Below are 22361 nucleotides of genomic sequence, written 5' to 3'. Positions count from 1 at the left end.
ATTCGTGTGCTCCCCCCCAGCAATAGACGGACGTTGTTCCATTGCCTGCCGGGGGGAACCGATGAAGACGCGCCAGACACGCCCTGGTGCCCGACCGGAGGAAGAGAAGCCGTACCGGAAGGGCTACCGAACGGTTCCGGCGCTGCGCGCCGAGATCGCCGCCGCGCATCGGACCCGTCCCGTGCTCACGACGTCGTACGCGGCCTTCGACGTGCTGGTCGCGGTCCTCGTGGCCGTGGCCTGCGGATGGGCCCTGGTCTCTGCGAGCCCGGGGGTGGCTCTGCCCCTCGCCCTGGCCGGATGCGTCCTCGTCGCCCGGCAACTGCGGGCGCTGGAGAACCTCACGCACGAGGCGTCGCACCACAACTGGGCGCGTCGTCACCGCCGCTGGAACGACGTCCTGGGATTCCTGCTCGCCGGACTGCCGACCGGCGGGCGCCTGGCCGCCTACCGGGAGAGCCATCTGCGGCACCACGGCAGGTTCGGCACCGCCGATGATCCCGACCTGCGGCGATACGTCGAACTCGACCTGGAAGGGATGCGGCGCTCGTCGGTCGTGGCCTTCGCCGCGTCCGTGCTCACCCGGGTCGCGCGGTACCAGATCGGCTGGCTGCGGGAGGTCAGGTCGGACCTGCCGGTGACCGCCGCCACGCTGCTGTGGAGCGCAGTGCTCGTGGCCCTGCCCGCCGCACTGGTAGCGGGGCCCCCCGGCGCCGTCGCCGCCGAAGGGCTCTGGATCGTCTCGGTCTTCGTGGCGCTTCCGGTGCTGCGGCTCGTCGCCGAGGCGGACGAGCACATCTACTCCGACTGCGAGACCGTCTTCGAAGCCACCATCTCCAACGTCGGGCTGCTGCAGCGCGTGCTCGTCCACCCGCACGCCGACGGCTATCACACCGTCCACCACCTGTGGCCCGGCATCCCCCACCACGCCCTGCGCCGTACGCACCGGATGCTGATGGCCCGGGATCCCGAGTACGCCCGGCGGATACGGATCCGCCGGGGCGTACTCGACACCCCTCGGGCCGGCGGTACTACTCCAGTTCGCTGAGCAGTGCCTCCAGGACGGCCGCGTCGGCCTGCTCGGCCTGTGCACGGACGATCAGCTGCGCCAGGCTCTCGACCGTCGGCGACTCGAAGACCTCTCGCAGCGCCAGCTCGATCCGGAACGTCTCCCTGATCCGGGAGACCAACTGGGTCGCGAGCAACGAGAAGCCGTTCAGTTCGAAGAAGGTGTTGTGGACACCCACGCCCTTGACGTCGAGCAGTTCTTCGAAGACCTCGACCAGTTGGCGTTCCACCGGTGTGCGCGGTGCGACGTAGCCGTCGGCGGCGTCGTCCCCGGTGGGGTCGGGCAGGCCGGCCAGGTCGTAGTCGCCGTCGGCGGTGAGCGGAAGCCGTTCGAGCGTCAGCAACTGCTGGGGCATCAGGGTCTCGGGGAGCCGGAGGGCGAGGTGCCGGCGCAGCTCGGACGCGCTGACCGAGCCCTCTTCGGCGGCGACGAAGGCGACCAGGTTCACCCGGCCGTCGGATCCGGCGAGTTCGGTCACCAGGGCGTCCCGGACGGCGGGGAGGTCCCGCAGCGCCGCGACCGCCTCCACCAGATCGGTCCGGGTGCCCGCCGCGGCGGCGAACTCCAGCGTTCCGTCGGGGAGCCGGCGCCCGAGGTCTCCGGTACGCCGGGTCCCGGACCGGATCTCGCCGATCTCGCCGGGCACGACCGGCTGTCCTCCCGCGCCCAGCAGTTCGGCACGGGAGCCGTCGACCTCCGTGCCCAGGGGAACCCGCAGCGGAGCCGTCTCCGGCGACCAGCCGTCCGGCACGTCGAAGGCGGCCAGAGGGCGGCCCGTGGCCCCCACCCGGTACAGGGCGACGACCCGGCAGGACGGTGACACACGACGCGCGAGCTCGACGTCGTGGGACGTCAGCCGGCCGTCGTTGTCGAGGAACACATGGCGCAGCGAGGGCAGGCGCGCCCCGTGCGCCGCGAGGTCCCGCAGCTGCGGCGGAGTCAGGTGGAGGACGGTCACCGGGGTGTCCCGCAGCCAGTCGCACAGGGCCCCGGGGTCCCCGGCGGTCGCCTCGTCCGGCATCACCAGGGCGGCGCCGACGGCCCGGGAGGCGTTGAACGCGGACATCAGAGCGCCGGAGCCGCCGGAGAGCACGGCGAACCGGTCCTGCCGGCCCAGGTCGTACCGCCCGAGCGTCCAGTCCGCCTCGACGGGCACGGGCCCTTCCCCCGCCGCCCCGGCTCCGTCGACCGTGTCCCCCAGCAAGGCCCGTACGTCGATCGCCCCCTCGGGGGTGTCCCCGGCCGGAGCCGGGTCGAGGACCGTGGTGATGAACGGGTGGTGGGCCAGACCGGGGTCGGCCGCGACGGCCGAGAAGGGAACGCCCGCCAGGGCGCAGCCGAGTGCCGCCACGGCGAAGCCCGCCGTACGCCGCTTGATCACGGCCACGTCCCCCTCACCGCGCTCCGTCACGCTCCGGGCGACCCGCTCGGCTGCCGCGTACAGCTGCGCGTACGTCCATGATCCGGTGCTGTCCACCAGCGCGGTCGCGTCGGGTGCGGGCTGCACCGGGAGGGGGACCGCCGCGGGAGCCGGGGCGCCCGCGGCGTCCTCCGCGGGCGTCTGGAGGGGGTAGTCGAGTATGCCGCGTGCCGGGTCGGCCGCGGCGCCGGCCAGCAGGGTACGCACCTGTTCGAGCAGGGCGCGCATCATCGCGGCGTCGTACCGGTCCCGGTGGTGCACCAGCTCGAACTTGACCGTGCTGTCGGACATGTGGGCGGTCAGCGCGAGGTCGAACTTGCTGGGCAGGGCGGGCGGCTCCACGTTACGTACCGAGACACCGGCCAGCTCCCAGTCCTCCGAGGTGCTCTCCACCATGTTCAGGATGACCTGGAACAGCGGGGTGTGGTTGGGGTCACGCGGTATCTGCAGCTCGTTCACGAGCACGTCGAACGGTGTGTCCTCGTTGTGCGCGTACCCGTCGAGGGCGACCTTGCGCACCCGCCCGAGCAGTGTGTCGAAAGCCGGGGCGCCGGAGAGGTCGATGCGCAGCGGAAGCGTGTTGACGAAGAAACCGATCAGGTCCGTCGTCGCCGCGTCGTTCCGTGTGGTGACCGGCGCCCCGATGACGAGGTCTTCCTGGCCGGACCAGCGGCGCAGCACCGTGGCCAGCAGGGTCAGGAGCAGCATGAACGGGGTGACGCCGTGGTCCCGGCACAGCTCGTGCAGGGCGGCCGCCTCCTCCGCCGAGAGTTCCGCCCACACCCGGCCGCCCTCGGCGCCCTGGGCGGGCGAGCGGCGGCGTGCGACCGGCAGGTCGAGAGCGGCCGGGGCGCCCTGGAGGTGCCGGCGCCAGTAGCCGACCTGCGCTTGGAGCTTCTCCGGGGTCAGCCACTCCCGCTGCCATGCCGCGTAGTCGCGGTACTGGACGGTGAGCGGCCTGAGCCCGGCGGCGTCCACGTCACCGCCCGCCTCGTACAGCCGCGACAGCTCCCCGAGGAACAGCCTGATCGACCAGGCGTCCGAGACGATGTGGTGGATCGTGATGCTCAGCAGGTGCTCGCCGTCGGCGAGCTTGACGAGCAGGCAGTTGAAGAGGGGGCCGCCCGCCAGGTCGAAGGCGGTGGTGGCCTGCTCGTCCGCGAGCTTCAGCGCGGCGCTCTCGCGGTCGCCGGCGAAGTCGCTCAGGTCCTCGGTGGGAAGGCGCCAGGTGCCGTCGGGTTCCGCCACCGACTGGACGGTGCGGCCGTCCACCACGGGGAAGGTCGTGCGCAGCGTCTCGTGCCGGGCGATGATGGCCCGGATGCTGCGCTCCAGTGCCGCGACGTCGAGATCGCCGAGCAGCCGCTGCCGTCCGTGCACGTTGTACGCGACGGAGGAGCGCAGCTGGTCCTCCAGCCACAGCCGCCGCTGGTCGTAGGAGAGCACCGCCTCGGCTCCTGCCGGGCGCGGCTCGACACCCGGGCGGCCGGGTACCAGGGCGGCGGCGATGCGCTCGACCGTGCCCAGTTCGAAGACCTGGCGGACGGACACCTCGACGCCGAGGGTCTCGCGCAGCCTGCCGACCACCTTCGACGCCTGCAGCGACTGGCCGCCCAGGTCGAAGAAGTTGTCCTGCCGGCCGACCGCGGAGACCTCCAGGACCTCGCTGATGACCTCGGCGACGGCCCGTTCGGTGGGGGTGCGGGGCGGGGCGGACGGGGCGGGTGCGTCCCAGTCGGGTGCGGGCAGTTCGGTGCGACTGATCTTCGCGGTCCGGGTGTACGGCAGGCCCGCCATCGGGACGAGCACCCTGGGCACCATGTAGTGCGGCAGGATCGCGTACAACTGGGCCCGCAATGCGCTCTGTTCGGCCGTTCCGGTGAAGTATCCGGCGAGCTGGATCCGCCCGGCCGGGTCGGTGACGGGGACCACCGCCGCGTCGGTGACCCCGGGCAGGGCGCGCAACCGGGCCTCGACCTCGCCGGTCTCGACCCGGTGGCCCCAGAGTTTGACCTGGCCGTCGCGGCGGCCGACGAGCTCCAGGGAACCGTCGGGGAGCAGCCAGGCGAGGTCGCCGGTGCGGTAGCTGCGGCCGTCGGGGCCGTCGTGGAAGGCGGCTGCCGTCTGGTCGGGGTCGAGGTAGCCCAGTGCCAGGGACGGCCCCGAGCAGATGATCTCGCCGAAGAGTTCGGCGGGGCGGCCGTCAGTGCCCCGGAGGTGTACGTCGACGCCGGGAATCGGGCGGCCGATCGACACCGAGGCGCGGGGGAGCGCCTCGCCGGGTTCGATGACGTGCATCAGGGCGACGCTGCACTCGGTGAGCCCGTAGACGTTGACGATCTTGCAGTCGGGCAGCTTGCGCTGCACGAAGACGACGTCGTCGCGGGTCAGCTTCTCACCGCCGTACGCGGTGGTGTGCAGGGTGTCGGGCCAGTCGGCGGCGCCGACGGCGGTGGCGAGTTCACGGAACGCGGTCGGGGTGGAGTGGTAGATGGTCGCCCCGGAGCGGGCCAGGGTCTCGCGGACCGCTTCGGCTCCGTCCCGGCGCAGGTCCATGGGGCAGGCGGTGGCCCCGTGGACGAGCGCCGAGTAGAGGTCCTGACCGGCGCCGTCGGCGGTGTAGGAGCAGACCATGGTGAGCCGGTCGGTCTCCCGGACGCCGAGCACGTCGGCGTAGGCGTACACGTGCCGTGCCACGTTGTGGTGGCTCTGCACGACCGCCTTGGGCTGTCCGGTGGAGCCGGAGGTGAACAGGACGTACGCGACGGCGTCCGGGTCGAGCGGGGTCCAGGCGTCCAGCGGACGCGCGGTGGTGTCGTCCACGTCGAGCACGGGCCGGCCCCCCGCGATCTGCTCGGCGAGTGCCCGGTTGGCGCGGTCGGTGACGATGGCGTCGGCGTCGGTGAGTTCGACGAGCTGCGACAGCCGGCCCTCGGGGGCGTTGGTGTCCAGCGGCATGTAGGCGTGGCCGCTCGCCATGATGCCGAGCATCGCCAGGGGCACCTCGACCCCCTGCCCGCAGAGGATCCCGACCCGTCCGCGGTCGGCCGCCACCCGCGCGCGCAGGGCGCCGCCGAGCACCCGTGCGCGGTGGTCGGCTTCGGCATAGCTGACGGAGACGTCCGGGGTCCACAGCGCGAGCCGGTCGGGGTGGAGCGCCACCCGCTCCAGGAACCCGTCGGCGACGGTGCCGCCCTCCGGGGCGATGGACGGGGTGAGGGGGATGCCGGCGCCCTCGGTGAGGCGCAGGTCGCCCACGGGGCTCAGCGGGTCGGCCGCGACCCGGGTGAGCAGCGTGACGTACCGGCTGAGCATGGCCTCCGCGGTGTCAGGGCCGAACAGGTCGACGCTGTAGCTGAGCAGCAGATCGACCGTGCCGTCGGGCAGGTCCTCCACGTACAGCTCCAGGTCGTACTTGGCGGGCAGCCGCTCCGCCGCGACCTGCTCGGCGGTCAGGCCCGGGGCGGTGAACCCGGAGCCGGGCTGGTTCAGGTAGTTGAACATCACATCGAACAGCGGGGTGCGGCTCGGACCCCGGGCGGGCAGGTCGAGCTCCTCCAGGATCGCCTCGAACGGCGCGTCCTGGTGGTCGAGGGCGTCGAGCACCGTCCGGCGGACCTGCTGGAGCAGCCCGGTGAAGGAGGCGTCGTCGCGGACTTCGGCGCGCAGCACGACGGTGTGCAGGAAGAACCCGATGAGGCGCTCGAAGTCGCTGTGGCTGCGGCCCGCGACGGGCGAACCGACCGCGATGTCCGTCTGCTCGCTGTGCCGGTGGAGGAGCACCAGGAACGCCGAGAGCAGCACCATGTACGGGCTGGCCGACTGCTCCGCCCCGTGCGCGCGCAGCCGTCGTGCGACGTCGGCGGGGACCCGGCGGCGGACCAGCGCGCCGCGGTAGCTGGGACGGGCCGGGCGAAGGCGGTCGGTACGGAGCTCCAGCGGGGCCACGCCGTCCAACTGCTCCCGCCAGTAGGCGATGTGAGGCGCGAGGGCGCCGCTGTCCAGTGCCTGCCGCTGCCAGGCGGCGTAGTCGGCGTACTGGACGGGAAGCTCCGGCAGGCCGGGGTCACGCTCCTCCAGCTGCGCCGCGTACGCCCGGCCGAGCTCCTCGCCCAGGACGGCGAGGGACCAGCCGTCGGCGACGAGGTGGTGCACGGTGAGCAGCAGGACGTGGTCCTCCTCGCCGAACTCGGCCAGGTGGACCCTCAGCAACGGGCCCGCGCCCGGGTCCAGCCCGGCGGCCGCCTCCTCGGCGAGCTCCGTCAGCTCCGACTGCGTGCTCAGCCGCGCGCGTTCCAGCCCGGCGAGCGGCTCGGGGTGGATGACCTGCTCCAGCTCTCCGTCCACCTCGCGGAAGGTGGTGCGCAGCGCCTCGTGGCGGCGCACCACCGTGCGCAGCGCCTGGTCCAGCAGGTCGGGGCGGACCGCACCGCTGATCCGCAGCGATCCCTGCATCAGCCAGGCCCGGTGGGCGGCGGGGTCCATCCGGCACAGGAACCACAGCTGCTGCTGCCCGGTGGTCACCGGGGCCACCTGGGTGCCGTCCGGGCCGGGCCGGCGCGGCGCGGCGACCGGTACCGGCCGGGTGCCGGAGTCCTGCAGCGCCGCCGCCAGCTCGGACAGCACCGACCGCTCGAAGAGCAGGCGTACGGAGGCGTCCACCCCGGCGCGCTCGCGCAGCCGGCTGAGAACCTGCCCGGCGAGCAGCGAGTGCCCGCCCAGATCGAAGAAGTCGTCGTCGCGCCCCACGGTCTCCACGCCGAGGACCTCGTGCCAGATCTCGGCGACGAGTTCCTCGGCCGCGCCCCGGGGTGGCTCGCCCCGGCTGCCCGTCTGCACGGGCGCGGGCAGGGCACGCCGGTCGACCTTGCCGTTGGGGGTGCGAGGAACGGCGTCGAGCACCACGAAGGCGGACGGCACCATCGCATCGGTCAGGGTCCGCCGCAGATGGTCGCGCAGCTCGCCGTGGTCGACGGCGCCGGGCGTGGTGGCGGTCACGTATCCGACCAGTCGGTCGCCGTGCATCGTGGCGACAGCGTCGGCCACCTCGGGGAGGCGGCGCAGGGCCGCCTCGATCTCGCCCAGCTCGATGCGCTGCCCGCGCACCTTGACCTGGAAGTCCTGGCGCCCGAGGTAGACCAGCTCGCCGTCCGGACGGTAACGGACCAGGTCACCGGTCCGGTACATGCGCCGGCCGGGGGCGAACGGGTCGGGGACGAAGCGGGAGGCGGTCAGGGCGGCGCGGTTCAGATAGCCGCGGGCCAGGCCCGCGCCGCTGAGGTACAGCTCGCCGACGGCACCCACCGGCACCGGGCGCAGTTCGGTGTCCAGGACGTACGCGTGCTCGTGCGGGACCGGCAGCCCGATCGCCGGCTGCTGCTCGCCGCGGGCGACGCGGGAGCAGGTCGAGTAGGTGGTGTCCTCGCTCGGGCCGTAGAGGTTGTACACGGCCTCGACGTGACCCGTGGCGTACAGGTCCTCCACCAGGGCGCCGGGCAGGGCCTCGCCGCCGAGGCCGATCACCTTGGGAGCGCCCCGCAGGCCACCGCCGGCGACCAGCTCCCGTGCGGCGGAGGGCACCGTGCAGATCAGGGTGACCTCGGGGGCGTCGGGTGCCAGCAGGGCGAGCGGGTCGTCCACGACGACGACCGTGCCGCCCGCGCTGAGCGGGCCGAAGAACTCGAAGACCGACACGTCGAAACAGATCGACGTGGACGCGAGCACCCGCGACAGCTGGTCGGCGGTGTACTCGCGCAGCCCCCAGCGCACCATCTCGACGGTGCCGGCGTGGGTGAGCATGACCGCCTTCGGGTTGCCGGTCGAGCCCGATGTGTAGAGGACGTACGCGAGCGAGTCCGGTCGTGTGCCGATGTCGTCGACCGGCGTCACCGGCTGCTGGTCGAGGGCCTCGTGGTCCAGCTCGGCGAGGATCGTGCGGGCGCCGCTGTCCCGGCGCATGAACTCGATGCGCTCGGCCGGGTAGGCCGGATCGAGCGGCAGATAGGCGGCGCCGGCCTTGAGGATGCCGATCATCGCCACGGCGAGGTCGGCGGTGCGCCGCAGCTGGATGCCGACGACGTCCTCGGCCACCGTACCGCCGGCCCGCAGCAGATGGGCGAGCTGGTTGGAGCGCTCGTCCAGCTGGCGGTAGGTGAGTCGCTGCCGGGCGTCGGTGACGGCGAGCCCGTCCGGCACACGCGCGACCTGCTCGGCGAACAGGTCGGTGAGGCGGGCGGGCTCGGTGCCGGGCCGGGGGCCGGTGCCCCACCGGGCGAGGAACGCGCGATCCTCGTCGGTGTGCGGGTCGAGGTGCGCGGCGAGTCGGTCGGGGTCGGCGAGGGCGTCGGCGAGCAGCACGTGCAGTCGCTCGGCGGTACGGCTCGCGGTCGGTGCGTCGAAGAGGTCCGCGTTGTAGTCCCAGGTCCCCCACAGCCGCTCGCCGTCGCGCCACAGGTGGAGTTCGACGTCGTGCTGGGTGGCCTGGCGCGGCAGCCGGACCGGGCGCAGCGCAGTGCCGCCGAGCCGGGGGGTGCCGAACTCGCCGTGGAAGACGAAGTGGGTGCGGAACAGGGGTGAGCGGTCCATGCTGCGGCCGGTCGCGAGCGCGGCGACGACCTCCTCGAAGGGGGCGTCGCGGTGGGCGAGGGCGGCGAGGCCGGTCTCTTCGGCGCGGCGTACCAGCTGGCGGAAGGTGGGGCGGCCCGAGAGGTCGGCGCGCAGGACCAGCGGGTTGGTGAGCAGCCCGACGATGCCGTGGGTGCCGGGGCGGGCGCGTCCCGCCTCGGCCGTACCCACGGCGAAGTCGCTCTGCCCGGTGTGGCGGCCGAGGAGCAGCTGGTAGGCGGCGAGGAGGACCGTGAAGAGGGTGGTGCCCTCCTCCTTCGCGAGCCGTTCGGCGGCGGCCACCAGCTCGCCGGGGAGGTCCACCGGGACCGAACCGGCGCGGAAGCCGGAGTCCGCTGTGCGCGGCCGGTCGGTGGGCAGGTCGAGGACGGGCAGCCCGGCCAGCCGTTCCGTCCAGTAGGAGAGGTGGTCGGGGTCGGCCACCGGGGTGGGGACGTCCGCCGCCGGGAGCGGCAGCGTGCCGCCGCCGTAGAGGTGTTCGAGCTCACCGAAGAGGACGCGCAGCGAGCCGCCGTCGCACACCAGGTGGTGGGTGACGAAGACCAGGAGGTGTTCCTCGTCGGCGAGCCGGATGCCGTGGACGCGCACGAGCGGCGCCCGGCCCAGGTCGAACGGCTCGGCGGCGGCCTCCGCGGCGAGCTTCTCGGCGGCATCGGCGGCACCGGGGTCGTCGCGCAGGTCGGTCCAGACCGTCGCCGGTCCGGCCGGTTCCGTGTGCACCGTCCGGACAGGGCCCTCGGACCCCGCGTGGAAGGTGCTGCGCAGGGCCGGGTGGCGGCCGATCAGGGCGGTGACCGCCGCGTCGAACCTGTCGTGGTCGAGTGGTCCCGCGTGCCGGGCCGCGAAGGCGAGGTTGAACACCGGGGTGTGCGGGTGGAGCCCCTCGAACAGCCAGATGCCCTGCTGGGCGGGGCTGAGCGAGGCGGGCCCGCTCGCGCTCCTGGCCTCGCGCCAGCGTGCCACCAGGCTTCGTCCAGTCGTCAGGTCCATCACGCCACCGCCTCGCCCTTGAGCACCGAGATGACGCGGTCGAGTACCGCGCCCTCCGCCCGCCCTTCGGCGAGCCATTCCTTCACCAGCCCGTTCGCCACGTCCTGCGGGGTCGCCGCCGAGAGCACCGTCGCCAGTGGCACGGGCAGCTCCAGCGCGTCCTCCAGGACCGCCGCCGCCTCGGCGGCCAGCACCGAGTCGAGGCCCAGATCGACCAGGCCGTCCGTCGGCCGGCACTCCGGGATGTTCCGGACTCCGGCGACGATCCCGCAGACCAGCGTGGTCAGTTCGTCCGCCGCGGCCGACGAGGGCTGACCGCAGGACAGTTCGCCGAGCCTGCCCGGATCGTCGACGACCGCGTCGCCGTACACCCCTGCCAGGAACTCCTCCCGGCACCGGGACCGCCGGACCTTCCCGCTCGACGTGCGCGGCACGGTACGTGGCTGCACCAGAACCACCAGCCCCAGGGGCAGCCGGGTGGCCGCGAGCACGGCGGCGCGCACCTGCGAGGCGAGTTCCGCGGTCCGCTCGCCGCGGACCTCCGCGACCAGGACCGGGCACGGGGACGGGCCGTCGACCAGGAACGCGGCCGCCGTGCCGGCCCTGCGGCCGAGTACCTCCAGGGCGGGCGCCTCGACGTCCGACGCGTGGTGGTTGGCGCCCCGGAACACGATGACGTCCTTGGCCCGCCCGGTGACGGTCAGCTCGCCCGCCCGCAGGCGACCGAGGTCACCGGTGCGCAGGAACGTCCCGCCGTCCAGCTCACCGAAGAGGCCGGTGGAGTCCGCGGAGTGGTAGCCGGCGGTGACGTGCTCCCCGGCGATCCAGATCTCGCCCTCCTGGCCCTCCTGGCGCGGTGCGCCCGTGTCCGGGTCCACGACGGTGACGCGCTGGCCGGTCACCGGAGTGCCGCAGCTGACCGTGCCGTCGGCCGTCGGCCCCGACCAGTGGCCCGCGCTGACGATCAGCGTCGCCTCCGCCAGTCCGTAGCAGGGCACGAACGCCTCGGGGGCGAAACCGACCGGCCCGAAGCGCTCCGCGAACGCGGCCATGGTCTGCTGTTTGACCGTCTCGCCGCCGCTGAAGGCGACGCTCCAGCCCGACAGGTCGAGCCCTTCCAGAGCGGCGTCGTTGTGCGCGCGGCGCACACACAACTGGTACGCGAAGTCGGGGCCGCCGCTGACCGTGATGCCGTGTTCGGTGATCTGCCGCAGCCAGGACAGCGGCGCCTTGAGGAAGTCCTCCGGCGGCATGACCCGTACCGGAATGCCCGCGGACATCGGCGCGAGCAGCCCGCCGACGAGACCCATGTCGTGGTACGGCGGCAGCCACGTCATGCCGCGCGAGGCGGCGGTCAGGCCGAACGCCTCCGCGATGGCGGCCGTGTTCGCCGCGACGCTGTCGTGGCGAACCAGGACACCGCGGGGGCGCCCGGTGCTGCCGGAGGTGTACTGGATGATGGCGACCCGCTGGTCCTCGGCGCCCGCCGGGCGGTACCAGGACGTGCCGTCGGCCTCCGGGCCGGGGACGGACAGGAAGGCCGCCGCCGGGAATCCGGGGTGGCGCCCGGGGGCGAGGACGACCGAGGGGCGGGCGTCCTCGACGATGCCCGACAGCCGCCTGCGGTCCGGGAGGGACGACTGGTCCGGCGGGTAGGCGGGAATGACCGGCCGGCCGGCCAGGAACCCCGCGAAGACCGCGACCACGTACTCCAGGCCGGCCGGATAGAGCAGCAGCACCGGACCGTCACCGCAGCCGGCCAGCTGCCGGGCGAGGGCAGAGGCCCGGCCGGCGAGCGAGCCGTAGCTCAGCACGGTGGTCGGCCCGTCCCTGCCGACGAGCTCGTAGGCGGTGGCGTCCGGTTCCCGGTCGGCCCGGGAGTGGAGTATGTCGACCAGAAGGTTCGCGCGGTCGATCATCAGGGGGCCCTCCCGAGCATGCTGTTCCGACGGCCCGACCGGGGATTCCGGGCAGGCCGGGTACGGCCCCCGTGCGCTGCGGGACACGGCTTGCGACGCCGCCTCTGCCGGGGACCTGAGGTCAAGTAGTTCGTCGCCTGCGCCGGGCCGGTGCGACATCCCGCCCGCTGTCCGACGAGGCGCAATATGGGCGGCAGCCCACACCATGCCAAGGAAGGTAATCGCCTGTCGGAGAGGGCGGGCGTCCCATAAAGGGGGGATGCACTCGATGCGGCCCGATCCGTGAACATGGCTGTGTGCACGGTCCATTGGGCGCCGTACGCCTCCGACATGGAAAGGCATTGCGTCCTGAGCGACGTGATTCCATTCCCGACTTGACACAAACCGTGGATGGGGCAGTCGCGCATGCGCAAGTTCACAGCAATCTGGGCGAGCAGCCTGGTGACGATGACGGGGACGGCACTCACCGGATTCGCGCTCGGGGTGTGGGTCTATCTCGAAACGGGCTCGACCACCCAGCTCGCCCTGACCTTCGTACTCGCCTTCCTGCCCGGCATCCTGTTCTCACCGCTGGCCGGCGCGCTCGTGGACCGCTGGGACCGCCGGGTGATCCTGCTCGTCAGTGACGCGGTGGGCATCGGCACCACCCTGACCCTGGGTCTGCTCTACATGGCCGGTCACCTGGAGCCGTGGCACATCTTCACCACCACCCTGATCCGGTCGTCGCTGCGGGCCATGCAGGTGCCGGCGCTCAACTCGATCGTCGTCCTGCTCGCGCCCAGGGAGCAGATCGGCCGGGCCAACGGCCTGATGGGGGTCGCGAACGCGGTCAGCCAGACCGTGGCACCGGCGCTCGGCGGTGCGCTCATGGTCGGCGTCGGGCTCGACGGGGTCCTGTTCATCGACTGCGCGACCTTCCTCGTCAACGTCGTCGTGCTCTTCGTGACGCGCATTCCCGCCCCGCAGGCGTCGAAGGCGGGAGCCGCGGGCAAGGGGTCCCTGCGCGCCGAGATCGGGCAGGGCTGGCGGGCCCTCGCGGGCAAGCGCGCACTGGTCGCCCTCGCCCTCTTCTACGCGGCGCTCGACCTCAGCGTCGGCTTCGTCGACATCCTCATCACCCCGATGGTGATCAGCTTCGCGTCCGTCTCCGCCCTGGGCCTGGTCCTGACGATCGGCGGTATCGGCCTGGTCCTCGGCAGCGTCACCATGGCGTCCTGGGGCGGCCCCCGGCGCCGTGTCCACGGGACCGCCGGATTCGCCGTCCCGCTCGGCCTGTTCCTCTGCCTCGGATCGCTGCGTCCCAGCGTCGCGCTGGTGGCGACCGCCGCGTTCGGCTTCATGTTCTGCTCGATGATCATCGACGGCACGTCGCGGAGCATCATCGGCACCGAGGTGGAACCCGACCTGCAGGGCCGGGCGTTCGCCACGTTCAACATGGTGACCAACACCGTCCTGTGCAGCAGCTACCTCCTCGCCGGACCGGTCGCCGACCGCGTCTTCGAGCCCCTGCTCGCGGAGAAGGGCCCGCTCGCGGGGAGCGTCGGTGAGGTCCTGGGGACCGGCCCCGGACGCGGCATGGCCCTGCTGCTCGGGCTGCTCGGGCTGCTGGTACTGGCGACGGCGGTCGCGGGCTACCTGACGCCGGCGCTGCGCGGGCTCTCGGACAGGGCGCCGAAGCCCGCCGCGGAGGACTCCGGCGAGGAGCCGGCGCATGACCTGGCCGGGGACGCGTCCGGAGGCACGGACGCGGGCACGGACACGGACCGGGAGTCGGCGGAACCCGCGCCCCAGCCGGTCTCCGATCGATGACCGGCAGCGAGAAGGAGCTGAGGACACCGCGGATGAGCAGGACGAAGCACACCGGCCCGGCCAGCGCCGACCACCCGTGGCGCACACCGCTGGGTACCTCGGGCTGGGACCTGTGGGGAGATGCCGCGCTGCGCAGCGCGGGATTCCCCGCCGAGCGGATCACCGATCTGTGTGACGCCGAACTCGCCTCCGCGGCCGACCGGTTCGACGAACGGGAGGCGGACTCCGGCGAGCACTACGCGAAGGTGTTCGAGGCCGCCACCGAACGGCTCAGCGCGGTCGTCCGCCGCACCGCCGCCGACCCGCGCATCCGTGAGGCGGTCACCTGGCAGAATCCGGCGCTCGTCCACAACTGCCTGGACAAGGCAGCCGCCGGCGAGCCCCGGAACGTGCGCGGCCGGTACCACGAGCTGACCATCGTCACCTACCTCCAGCGCTACTGCCTGAAGAACGACACGGTCGGCTTCTTCGGCCCGGTCGGCTGGGCCCGGCTCGGCCAGGACGAGACCGGCCTGTCCGCCACGCCCGGTCCCGCTCTGGTGAACCGCCGCACCACCTACTTCGAGGGCTGGGCCGTCGAGGCAATCGCCCGGACGGTCGGCGCCCGCCGTGAGGTACTGCCGTGGCTGACACCGCGGGTCGTCCCCTCCGCGTCCCTCACCGGCTGGACGGTCCAGCTGCCCTTCCGCAAGCCGGTGACGCTGACCGCGCAGGAGGTCCGGGTACTCGGACGGTGCGACGGCCGGCACACCGTCGGCGACATCGCGGGCACCCCGTTCGACCTGGAGACGGTGACCGCCCTGCTGCGGCTGCGCGATCTCGAGGTCATCCGCATCGACCTCGCGGGCGGGCTCGTCGCCGCGCCGGAGCGGGAACTCGCGGAGCGGATCGCCCGCATCGGTGACCCGGCCGTACGCGAGCGCGCCCTGCAGCCGCTCGACGAACTCGTCGCCGCCCGGAACGAGGTGGCAGCCTCGGCCGGGGACCCGGACCGCCTGCTGTCGGCCAGCCGGCACCTCGCGGCCGAGTTCGAACGCCTCACCACGTCCTCGTCCACCCGCCGTGCGGGCGGCACCTACGCCGGGCGGACACTGGTCTACGAGGACACCGTCCGCGACATCGACATACACATCGGGCGCAAGGTGACCGACCGGCTCGCCGCGCCCCTCGGGCTGCTTCTCGACAGCGCGCTCTGGCTGGCCAACACCATCGGCGGACGCTACCTCGCACGGGCTCGCCAGATCCTCGACCGCGAGCTGGAGCGGAGTGGGGCCGAGGCGATGCCGTTGCTGCAGATGCTCACCGCGCTCCTGCCGGAGGTCGCCCAACTGTCCACCGACAACCTGCAGTCGGAGCTGGTGGACGAGGTGGTCTCCGAGTTTCGCGAGCGCTGGCGCCGCGTCCTCGGCCTGTCCCTGGAGGACTTCACCGACACGCGCCACCACCAGGTCAGCGCCGCGCAGATCGCCGACCGGGTGGCCCGGGAGTTCGCGACGGGGGCACCGCTGTGGAGCTCCGCGCGCTGGAACTCGCCCGACGTCATGCTGATGACCGGGAGCGCGGAGGCCGCCGAACGGGGCGAGGTGGACTTCGTCCTGGGCGAGATGCACTGCTCCATCAACACCCTGGAGAGCCAGCTCTTCGTCTCCCAGCACCCCGACCCCGACCGCCTCCGGGACGGCGCGGCCGCCTCCGGCATGGACCGCCGGATGACCATCATCCCCCGGATGGACGCCGCCCTGACCACGTCCCGGATGGCCCGGGCGGCCGAGCTGAGGCTGCCGTCGTACACCTATCTGTCGATCGGCTCCGACTCCTTCGACGCACCCCCCGGGGCGACCACCCTCTCGGTCACGGACCTGGTGGTGGAGCGACAGGGCGACGACGGACTACGCGTGCGCCACCGGACCGACCAACGGGAGTACCCGTTCCTGGAGGCGATCGGCGAACCGCTGTCGCTCCTCGTCGCCAACGCCTTCAGCCCGTTCGGCGGCGCCGGTCACCGCCCCCGGGTCGGCATCGACCGGCTCGTCGTCAGCCGCGAGGCATGGTCCTTCCGGGCGGCGGACTGCGACTGGGCGTTCGTCAAGGACGAGCGGCGGCGGTACGCGGCCGCGCGCGCCTGGCGGGCCCGGCACGGCCTGCCCGAGCGCGGCTTCTACCGGGTGCCGGTCGAACGCAAACCGATGGCCGTGGACTTCCGCAGCCTGGCGCTGGTGAACCTGCTGGCCAAATCGGTGCGCCGGACCGCCGAGACCGGCGGAGGCGGTTTCACGCTCTCCGAGATGCTCCCCGACACCGACCGGCTCTGGCTGCGTGACCGCGCCGGTGAGCGGTACACCGCCGAACTGCGGATCGTGGCCGTCAACGCGACGCCCCGCCGGCCGTCGGCCACCTGATCCGTCCCATCCCCGTCGCGAGGTACAACCGTGCAGGTCATGACCACTCTGCGGAGACGGATACCGGCCCTGGCCGCATTCCTGCTCCTGATCCTCACCGCCGCCGCGGCCACCCTGCCGCTCCTCACCCCCGACCCTCGGCCGGTCTCGGCCGCAGCGAGGGACTTCTCGGCGACCCGCGCGGTCGACAGGCTGGAGCACATCGCGAAGGTCCCGCACCCGACGGGCTCGGCCGCGCAGGCGGACGTACGGAGGTACCTCCAGGACGAGTTGCGGGCGGCGGGGCTGGAGCCGGAGGTGCTGACCCGGGTCGCCGCCCGACCCTCCGGCGACGCTCCGGTGGGCGTCGGTACGGTCTCCGACGTCCACGCCGTGATTCCGGGCGAGCGGCCCACCGGCCGGGTCCTCCTCGTCGCCCACTACGACTCGGTGCCGATCGGCCCGGGCGCCGCCGACGACGGGGCGAACGTCGCGACGGTCCTGGAGATCGCCCGTGCGCTCAAGGCCGGACCTCGGCTCCGGAACGACGTCGAGCTCCTCCTCACCGACGGCGAGGAGCCCGGACTGCTCGGCGCGCAGGCCTTCGTGGACGCGGAGCACGGCACGGAGGGGGCCGCCGCCCCCGACCGCACCGTCGTGATCAACCTGGAGGCCAGGGGCGTCTCCGGGCCGGCCGTGATGTTCCAGATGGCGGGCACCGGTCTCACCCCCGCCGTACGGGCGGCGGGGGCGCTCACCACGTCACTCGCCGACGAGGTCTACGGGCTGCTGCCCCACGACACGGACCTGACGGTCTTCGACGAGGCCGGCATGCGAGGGCTCAACTTCGCCTTCATGGAGGGCGCCGCCCACTACCACACCGCCCACGACGACATCGCGCGGCTCGACCCGTCGTCCGTGCAGGACATGGGTGACAGCGCGCTCGGTGCGGTCCGCCGGCTGGGCGGCGACGACCTTGCCCGGGGCGGCTCGGACGCCACGTACTTCTCGCTGTTCGGCACGGTCGCGTCGTACCCGGCGTGGCTGGTGCTGCCGCTGGCCGCGGTGGCGCTCCTGACCGTCCCGGTGCTCCTCGTGTCCGGCCGGCGCCGGGGACTCGCCCCGCGCGGGGTCGGACGGGCCGCCGCGACGTTCCCCCTGACGCTGCTCGGTGCGGCGGCGACCGGTCTGGCCGCCTGGTGGGTGCTGGCCTGGTTCCGGCCGGACTTCGTGCTCACCGCCGGTAGCGTCCACCACCTCGGCCGGTACGCGGTGGGGGAGGCGCTGCTGCTGGTGGTGCTGCTCGCCACCTGGTACCGGTGGGCCCGCCGCAACGCGTCGCCGCTCGACGTCCTGGTGGCCGTGCTCGGCTGGTTCGCGTTCCTCGCCGTGGTGTGCGCCGTGCTGCTGCCCGGGGCCGCCTACCTCTTCACCTGGCCCGCCCTGCTCGGCCTCGCCGCCCTCGCCGTGATCCTGCGGTACACGGCCGAAAGCTCTCCCTGGCGGGCCGTGGCCGGAGCGGTGGCTGCCATGGCGGCCGTGGCCCTGGTGCTGCCGGTCGCACTCCTGCTGCTGCCCGCACTGGGCCTGTCGGCCGTCGCCGTCCCGCTGCTCCTCGCCGCGTTCGTGGTGGCCACGGCCCTGTGCGTCGTGGAGCCGTTGCCACGGAGCCGGGTGGCCACCGCGGTGATGGTGACGGTGGCGGTGTCGGGTGCGGCCACGCTCGGCGTGGGCGCCGCCCTGGACGGATACAGCGCCGACGAGCCCGAGGCGGTCAGCCTCGGGTACGTCCTGGAGTCCGATGCGGGCGACGCGACGTGGGTCAGCCTCGGCAGTGCCTCCGACCCCACGATCGACAGGCTGCTCACCGGGCACCCGGTCCGCTACGACGACCGGGTCCCGCCGCTGGGCGGCGTCGCGTTGCCCAGCGGCAAGGCCGGGGCAGCCCGGTTGGAGGTGCCGCGCACCGAGGACGCCTCGGCGACCGCGAACGGCGGTGTGCGGACGGTCCGCCTGCGCCTCAAGGTCCCCGCCGACGTCTACAGCCTCGCCGTGTACGCCGACACCGGCGACCACGAGATCCTCGGCGCCTCTGCCGAAGGCGCCGAGCTCACCGGTGGCCGCAACAACGGCCGGGGCAGGTGGGGCTGGGGGTTCACCTACGCGGCACCGCCCGCCGACGGCCTCGACGTCGTCGTCCGTGCTCGGGGCGAGGGCCCGCTGTCCCTGCGGGTGGTCACGAGCAGCGTCGGCCTTCCCGACGGGGTGGGCGCGCCCACGCTCGCCGCCGACCAGAGCTGGGCGGGCTGGCCGTCGGTCGCGGGGCAGACCTTCGTCGTACGGACCTTCGAGTACTGAACCGGCTGAGGCGGTCCGGCCGACACGACCACGTGCCGACCGGACCGCCTTCGTGCCGCCGGGCGTGGTCGCGTGGGGCAAGGCGAAGGCGGCACCACCCCGTGGAGGGGTGGTGCCGCCTTCCCGTCGCCGACGTCCTCACGCCAGCGGGTTTCACCGGTCGGGAGTGAGGTCCCGGTACGCCTCGGCCATCGTCTGCACGGCCTTCTGGACCGTCTCGAACGGCCGGGCCAGCGAGACGCGGATGAAACGCAGGCCGCCGTCCGGGTCCGCCCAGTGGAACGGCGCGCAGGGCAGCACGTGGACGCCGCGCGCCAGCATCTCCTTGTGCAGGACGGCCGAGTCGGGGCCGTCCTCGGGGAGTTCGATGCGGGCCACGCTGATCTGCGAGTCCGGGTCGGCGAGCCTCAGGCCGACCTGGGTGATGGTCTCCTTGACCACGGCACGGTTGCGCTCGACGAGTTCACTCGCCCGCTCGTAGCCGCCGTCGACCCAGTCGCCGGCCAGATCCGTGACGAGCTGCAGGACGACCGGGGAGGCCGCGAGCAGCGACTCGGAGAAGGCGTACTCGATCGGGAGGTTGGTGCGCTCGCTGTAGGCGAGCAGACCGATCTTCAGCTCGTGCGTCGGCCACAGCTTGCCGGTGTCCTCGATGGTGATCCAGGCGCAGCCGGCGGCGTCGAGCACCGCGTAGGTGTCGTACTGGGCCTCGCGGACCTGACCGCGGAAGCTGGCGTCGATGATGACGATCTGGTGGTGTCGCGCGGCGTGCTCCGCCAGCGACTTGAGGTGCCCCTCGGGGGTGATGAGCCCGGTCGGGTTGTTCGGCAGGGTCACCACGATCGCGTCGACCGGGGCGCCCGGCCACTCCCTGGCCAGGAGCTCTTCCTCGGACATCGGGACGAGCTGCAGACCGCGGGTCCTGAGCAGGTCGGCGATGTTGTCGAACGTCGGGTGCAGCACCGCGACCGTCGCCCCCGCGGGCAGCGCGCGGGCCACGATGTCGGTGGCGAGCGTCGACGAGTAGCAGCTGAGGATCCGGCCGGTGCCGACCGGCGCGGTGTGCTGGCCGACGGCGCCGAAGAACGCCTTGTGTGCCGCGAGCTCGATTTCCGGGAAGGGCCGGCGGGTGGCCTCGACGAACATTTCCGGAATGCGGGCGACAATGTCCGACTGCTGTGGTGTGAGAACGAGCCGGGCGTGTCCATCGGTGAGGTTGAGCCCACCGTCGGCATCCACCAGCGCGTCAACTTCCATTGTCGTCAGATTGACAACTTCGGTCATCCTCAGCCCTTCAATAAGTCCCCGGATGCCTTCTGCTCGCCGTGCTACTGAGCCGATGTGGGCGTCACTAAAGTGCGATTGGCTCCGCAGAAACTGTCACGTTGCCGAAAATATAGGTAGCAACGGGCCCTCCGCGCCTGTCCCATCTAACGGGGACCGCGGGCCATTCCGGTCCGCGCTTAGACTCCGGTCCGTTCACGTCGAACCGCAGGTGGGGATCACCCGCGGCAGAGAGGGGGAGGACGAAGCCATGCACCACCTGGCGCTCACATCCGAGGACAACGCGGTGCTGACCCCGATGCTCGCCGAGCTCGCCGCCGCGTACGACACGATCGAGAACCCCGAGCTGATCCGCCGGGCTCCCGTGCTCGCCAGGGCGCTGCCCACCCATCTCCTGTCGTTCCTGGAACAGTTCCGCTTCGAGGAGCCCTCGGCGGTCTGCAGGGTCTCCGGTCTGGACGTGGACGAGGCCGAGCTCGGTCCGACGCCCGAGCACTGGCGTGACAGCCAGTTCGACTCGCCCGCCTTCCGGCAGGAGATCTTCTTCCTGCTGTGCGCCACCGCCGTCGGCGACGTCTTCGGGTGGGCGACCCAGCAGGACGGGCGCATCATGCACGACGTCCTGCCGATCAAGGGGCACGAGAACTACGAGATCGGCTCCAACAGCCTTCAGCACCTCTCCTGGCACACCGAGGACGCCTTCCACCCGTGCAGGGGCGACTACGTGGCGCTGATGTGCCTGAAGAACCCGGACGCCGTGGAGACGGTCGTGTCGGCGGTGCCGGACATGGACTGGTCGAACATCGACGTGGACGCCTTGTTCGAACCCGAGTTCACCGTCATGCCCGACAACTCGCACCAGCCGCAGCAGGGGCTGGCGTCGTCCGGCGACCCCCGCGTCGACGGCCTGCGCGAGCGGAGCTTCAAGCTCATCCAGGAGTGGAACGAGAACCCGCGGAAGCGGCCCCTGCTCTACGGCGACCGGAGCGACCCGTACATGGCGCTCGACCCGTACCACATGGACCCCTCGGGCTGGACGGACCGCAGCCGGCAGGCGTTCGAGCAGTTGTGCGAGGAGATCGAGAAGGGGATGCGGGACGTCGCGCTGCGGCCCGGCGACCTGGTCTTCATCGACAACTTCCGTGCGGTGCACGGCCGCAAGTCGTTCCAGGCCCGCTACGACGGGTCGGACCGCTGGCTGAAGCGGCTCAACATCACCCGGAACCTGCGGGGTTCCCGGGCCTGGCGTCCCGCGGCCGACGACCGCGTCATCTACTGATCCCGCCGGCCGCCTCGAGGCGGCCGGCGAAGTCGTGCAGGGCGGCCTCGTCCACGTTGCTGACGCTGACCCGCAGCGTGCCGTGGTCCTCCGGGTGGAAGGCCGTGCCCGGGAGCACCAGGACGTCGTGCTTCAGGAGGAGTTCGCGTACCACCTCCTCGGTCGGTCGTCCGGCGAACGGGTGGCGCACCCAGCCGAAGAACCCGCCGACGGACAGCAACTCGAACCCACCGGGGCGCTCCGCCATGGCGCGGGCGAACGCGTCCCGCTTCGAGGCGACTTCCGCCGCCCGGTCCCGGCGCCACCGACCGGCCCCGACGAGTCCGGCCCAGGCGGCCTCCTGGCCGACGCGCGGTGGGCAGATCGTGACGCAGTCGAGCAGCTTCATGATCTCCTTGTTCAGGGCGGGCGAGGCGACGATCGCGCCGACCCGGTAGCCGGGGATCGCGAGGTCCTTGGAGAAGCTGTGCAGGCTGACGACGGTCTCCTGCCAGCCCGGGTCGGAGAAGAGGGAGTGCGCGGGCTCGTCCGTGTCCCGGAACGAGCGGTACGTCTCGTCGAGGACCAGGGCGATGCCGTGCCGCTCGGCCAGTCGGGCGAACGCGGTGATCTCCTCCGGCGGGACCGTGGCCCCGGTCGGGTTGCCGGGCGTGACCAGGGCGATCGCCCGGGTGCGCGGGGTGATCAGGGCCTCGGCCGCCGCGGCGCTCGGCACCGGGCCGGACTCCAGATGGACCGGGGTGACGCCGTCGAGCCGCAGCCACATGTCGTGGTTGAAGTAGTACGGCAACGGCAGGATGACCTCGTCGCCCGGCTCGGTGAGAGCCGAGGTCACCAGGCAGAAGGCCTGGTTGCAGCCGGCGGTGACGACGACGTTCTCCGCGCCGACACGACCCCGGTAGTCCCTGGACAGCTCGTCGGCGAAGGCGGTCCGCAGCTTCGGCAGCCCCGCCAGGTCGACGTAGTCGGCGCCGTGGGCGTCCCGGACGACGGACACGACGTGTTCCACGACCGACGGCGCCGCCGGGTACGCGGGCGCCGCCTGGGCGAGGTCGAGCAGGGCGGCGCCCGCCCCACCCTCGCGCTCGTCGAGCAGCGCGTACGTCGCCCCGATGGGCGAGTCGGTCCGCCCCAGGGTCCTGGAAGTGAGTCGCACGCCGGTCCTCCCCGGAAGAGCTGGTCGCACAGAGCTTCCCGGACCCCGTCCGGAGCCGCCATCCCCCTCTTCAGG

The 22361-nt window shown here is 72.7% G+C and carries 9 protein-coding genes; 5 read left to right on the top strand and 4 right to left on the bottom strand.

From position 1 onward, the window contains the following. Window positions 1-61: 61 nt before the first annotated feature. Window positions 62-1048: a fatty acid desaturase family protein gene (locus I3F54_RS10715; RefSeq protein ID WP_240118442.1), complete on the top strand. Its 987-nt coding sequence runs from the start codon at window positions 62-64 to the stop codon at window positions 1046-1048. On the opposite strand, the gene I3F54_RS10710 is transcribed toward I3F54_RS10715, so the two are convergent. Both I3F54_RS10710 and I3F54_RS10705 read right to left on the bottom strand, forming a co-directional pair. Continuing rightward, on the bottom strand, window positions 1032-10103 hold the full coding sequence (locus I3F54_RS10710) for a non-ribosomal peptide synthetase (protein ID WP_240118441.1): 9072 nt from the start codon (window positions 10101-10103) through the stop codon (window positions 1032-1034). The genes I3F54_RS10715 and I3F54_RS10710 overlap by 17 nt on opposite strands. After that, window positions 10103-12022 carry a fatty acyl-AMP ligase gene (locus I3F54_RS10705; RefSeq protein WP_240118440.1) on the bottom strand — a complete coding sequence of 640 codons (1920 nt, stop codon included), beginning with the start codon at window positions 12020-12022 and terminating at the stop codon, window positions 10103-10105. Before I3F54_RS10705 ends, I3F54_RS10710 begins: the two co-directional genes overlap by 1 nt. A 390-nt stretch (window positions 12023-12412) precedes the next feature. On the opposite strand from I3F54_RS10705, the gene I3F54_RS10700 reads away from it, so the two are divergent. From I3F54_RS10700 to I3F54_RS10690, 3 genes are read left to right on the top strand one after another with little or no spacing between them, the layout of a single operon-like run. After that, window positions 12413-13831 (top strand): MFS transporter, encoded by a 1419-nt coding sequence (locus I3F54_RS10700; protein WP_240118439.1) that lies wholly within the window; start codon window positions 12413-12415, stop codon window positions 13829-13831. Window positions 13832-13863: 32 nt separating this feature from the next. Then, window positions 13864-16230 (top strand): lantibiotic dehydratase, encoded by a 2367-nt coding sequence (locus I3F54_RS10695; RefSeq protein ID WP_240118438.1) that lies wholly within the window; start codon window positions 13864-13866, stop codon window positions 16228-16230. A 39-nt stretch (window positions 16231-16269) separates the two neighbouring features. Then, window positions 16270-18567 (top strand): M20/M25/M40 family metallo-hydrolase, encoded by a 2298-nt coding sequence (locus I3F54_RS10690; protein WP_240118437.1) that lies wholly within the window; start codon window positions 16270-16272, stop codon window positions 18565-18567. Between the two features lie 153 nt (window positions 18568-18720). On the opposite strand, the gene I3F54_RS10685 is transcribed toward I3F54_RS10690, so the two are convergent. Then, window positions 18721-19851 carry an aminotransferase class I/II-fold pyridoxal phosphate-dependent enzyme gene (locus tag I3F54_RS10685; protein WP_240118436.1) on the bottom strand — a complete coding sequence of 377 codons (1131 nt, stop codon included), beginning with the start codon at window positions 19849-19851 and terminating at the stop codon, window positions 18721-18723. A gap of 250 nt (window positions 19852-20101) precedes the next feature. On the opposite strand from I3F54_RS10685, the gene vioC reads away from it, so the two are divergent. Beyond that, window positions 20102-21130 carry an arginine beta-hydroxylase, Fe(II)/alpha-ketoglutarate-dependent gene (vioC, locus tag I3F54_RS10680; RefSeq protein WP_240118435.1) on the top strand — a complete coding sequence of 343 codons (1029 nt, stop codon included), beginning with the start codon at window positions 20102-20104 and terminating at the stop codon, window positions 21128-21130. On the opposite strand, the gene I3F54_RS10675 is transcribed toward vioC, so the two are convergent. Next, window positions 21120-22286 (bottom strand): aminotransferase, encoded by a 1167-nt coding sequence (locus I3F54_RS10675; RefSeq protein ID WP_240118434.1) that lies wholly within the window; start codon window positions 22284-22286, stop codon window positions 21120-21122. The genes vioC and I3F54_RS10675 overlap by 11 nt on opposite strands. Window positions 22287-22361 lie beyond the last annotated feature (75 nt).

The sequence above is a fragment of the Streptomyces sp. MUM 2J genome, from assembly GCF_022414535.1.
Lineage (GTDB): Bacteria > Actinomycetota > Actinomycetes > Streptomycetales > Streptomycetaceae > Streptomyces.
This window is presented reverse-complemented; position numbering and strand designations above follow the sequence as displayed.

Excerpts from the sequence above, each read along its gene's own strand:
- I3F54_RS10695 (WP_240118438.1), top strand. The coding sequence starts at position 13,864 with ATGAGCAGGACGAAGCACACCGGCCCGGCCAGCGCCGACCACCCGTGG.
- I3F54_RS10690 (WP_240118437.1), top strand. The coding sequence starts at position 16,270 with ATGACCACTCTGCGGAGACGGATACCGGCCCTGGCCGCATTCCTGCTC.
- I3F54_RS10715 (WP_240118442.1), top strand. The coding sequence starts at position 62 with ATGAAGACGCGCCAGACACGCCCTGGTGCCCGACCGGAGGAAGAGAAG.
- vioC (WP_240118435.1), top strand. The coding sequence starts at position 20,102 with ATGCACCACCTGGCGCTCACATCCGAGGACAACGCGGTGCTGACCCCG.
- I3F54_RS10705 (WP_240118440.1), bottom strand. The coding sequence starts at position 12,022 with ATGATCGACCGCGCGAACCTTCTGGTCGACATACTCCACTCCCGGGCC.
- I3F54_RS10685 (WP_240118436.1), bottom strand. The coding sequence starts at position 19,851 with ATGACCGAAGTTGTCAATCTGACGACAATGGAAGTTGACGCGCTGGTG.
- I3F54_RS10710 (WP_240118441.1), bottom strand. The coding sequence starts at position 10,103 with ATGGACCTGACGACTGGACGAAGCCTGGTGGCACGCTGGCGCGAGGCC.
- I3F54_RS10700 (WP_240118439.1), top strand. The coding sequence starts at position 12,413 with ATGGGGCAGTCGCGCATGCGCAAGTTCACAGCAATCTGGGCGAGCAGC.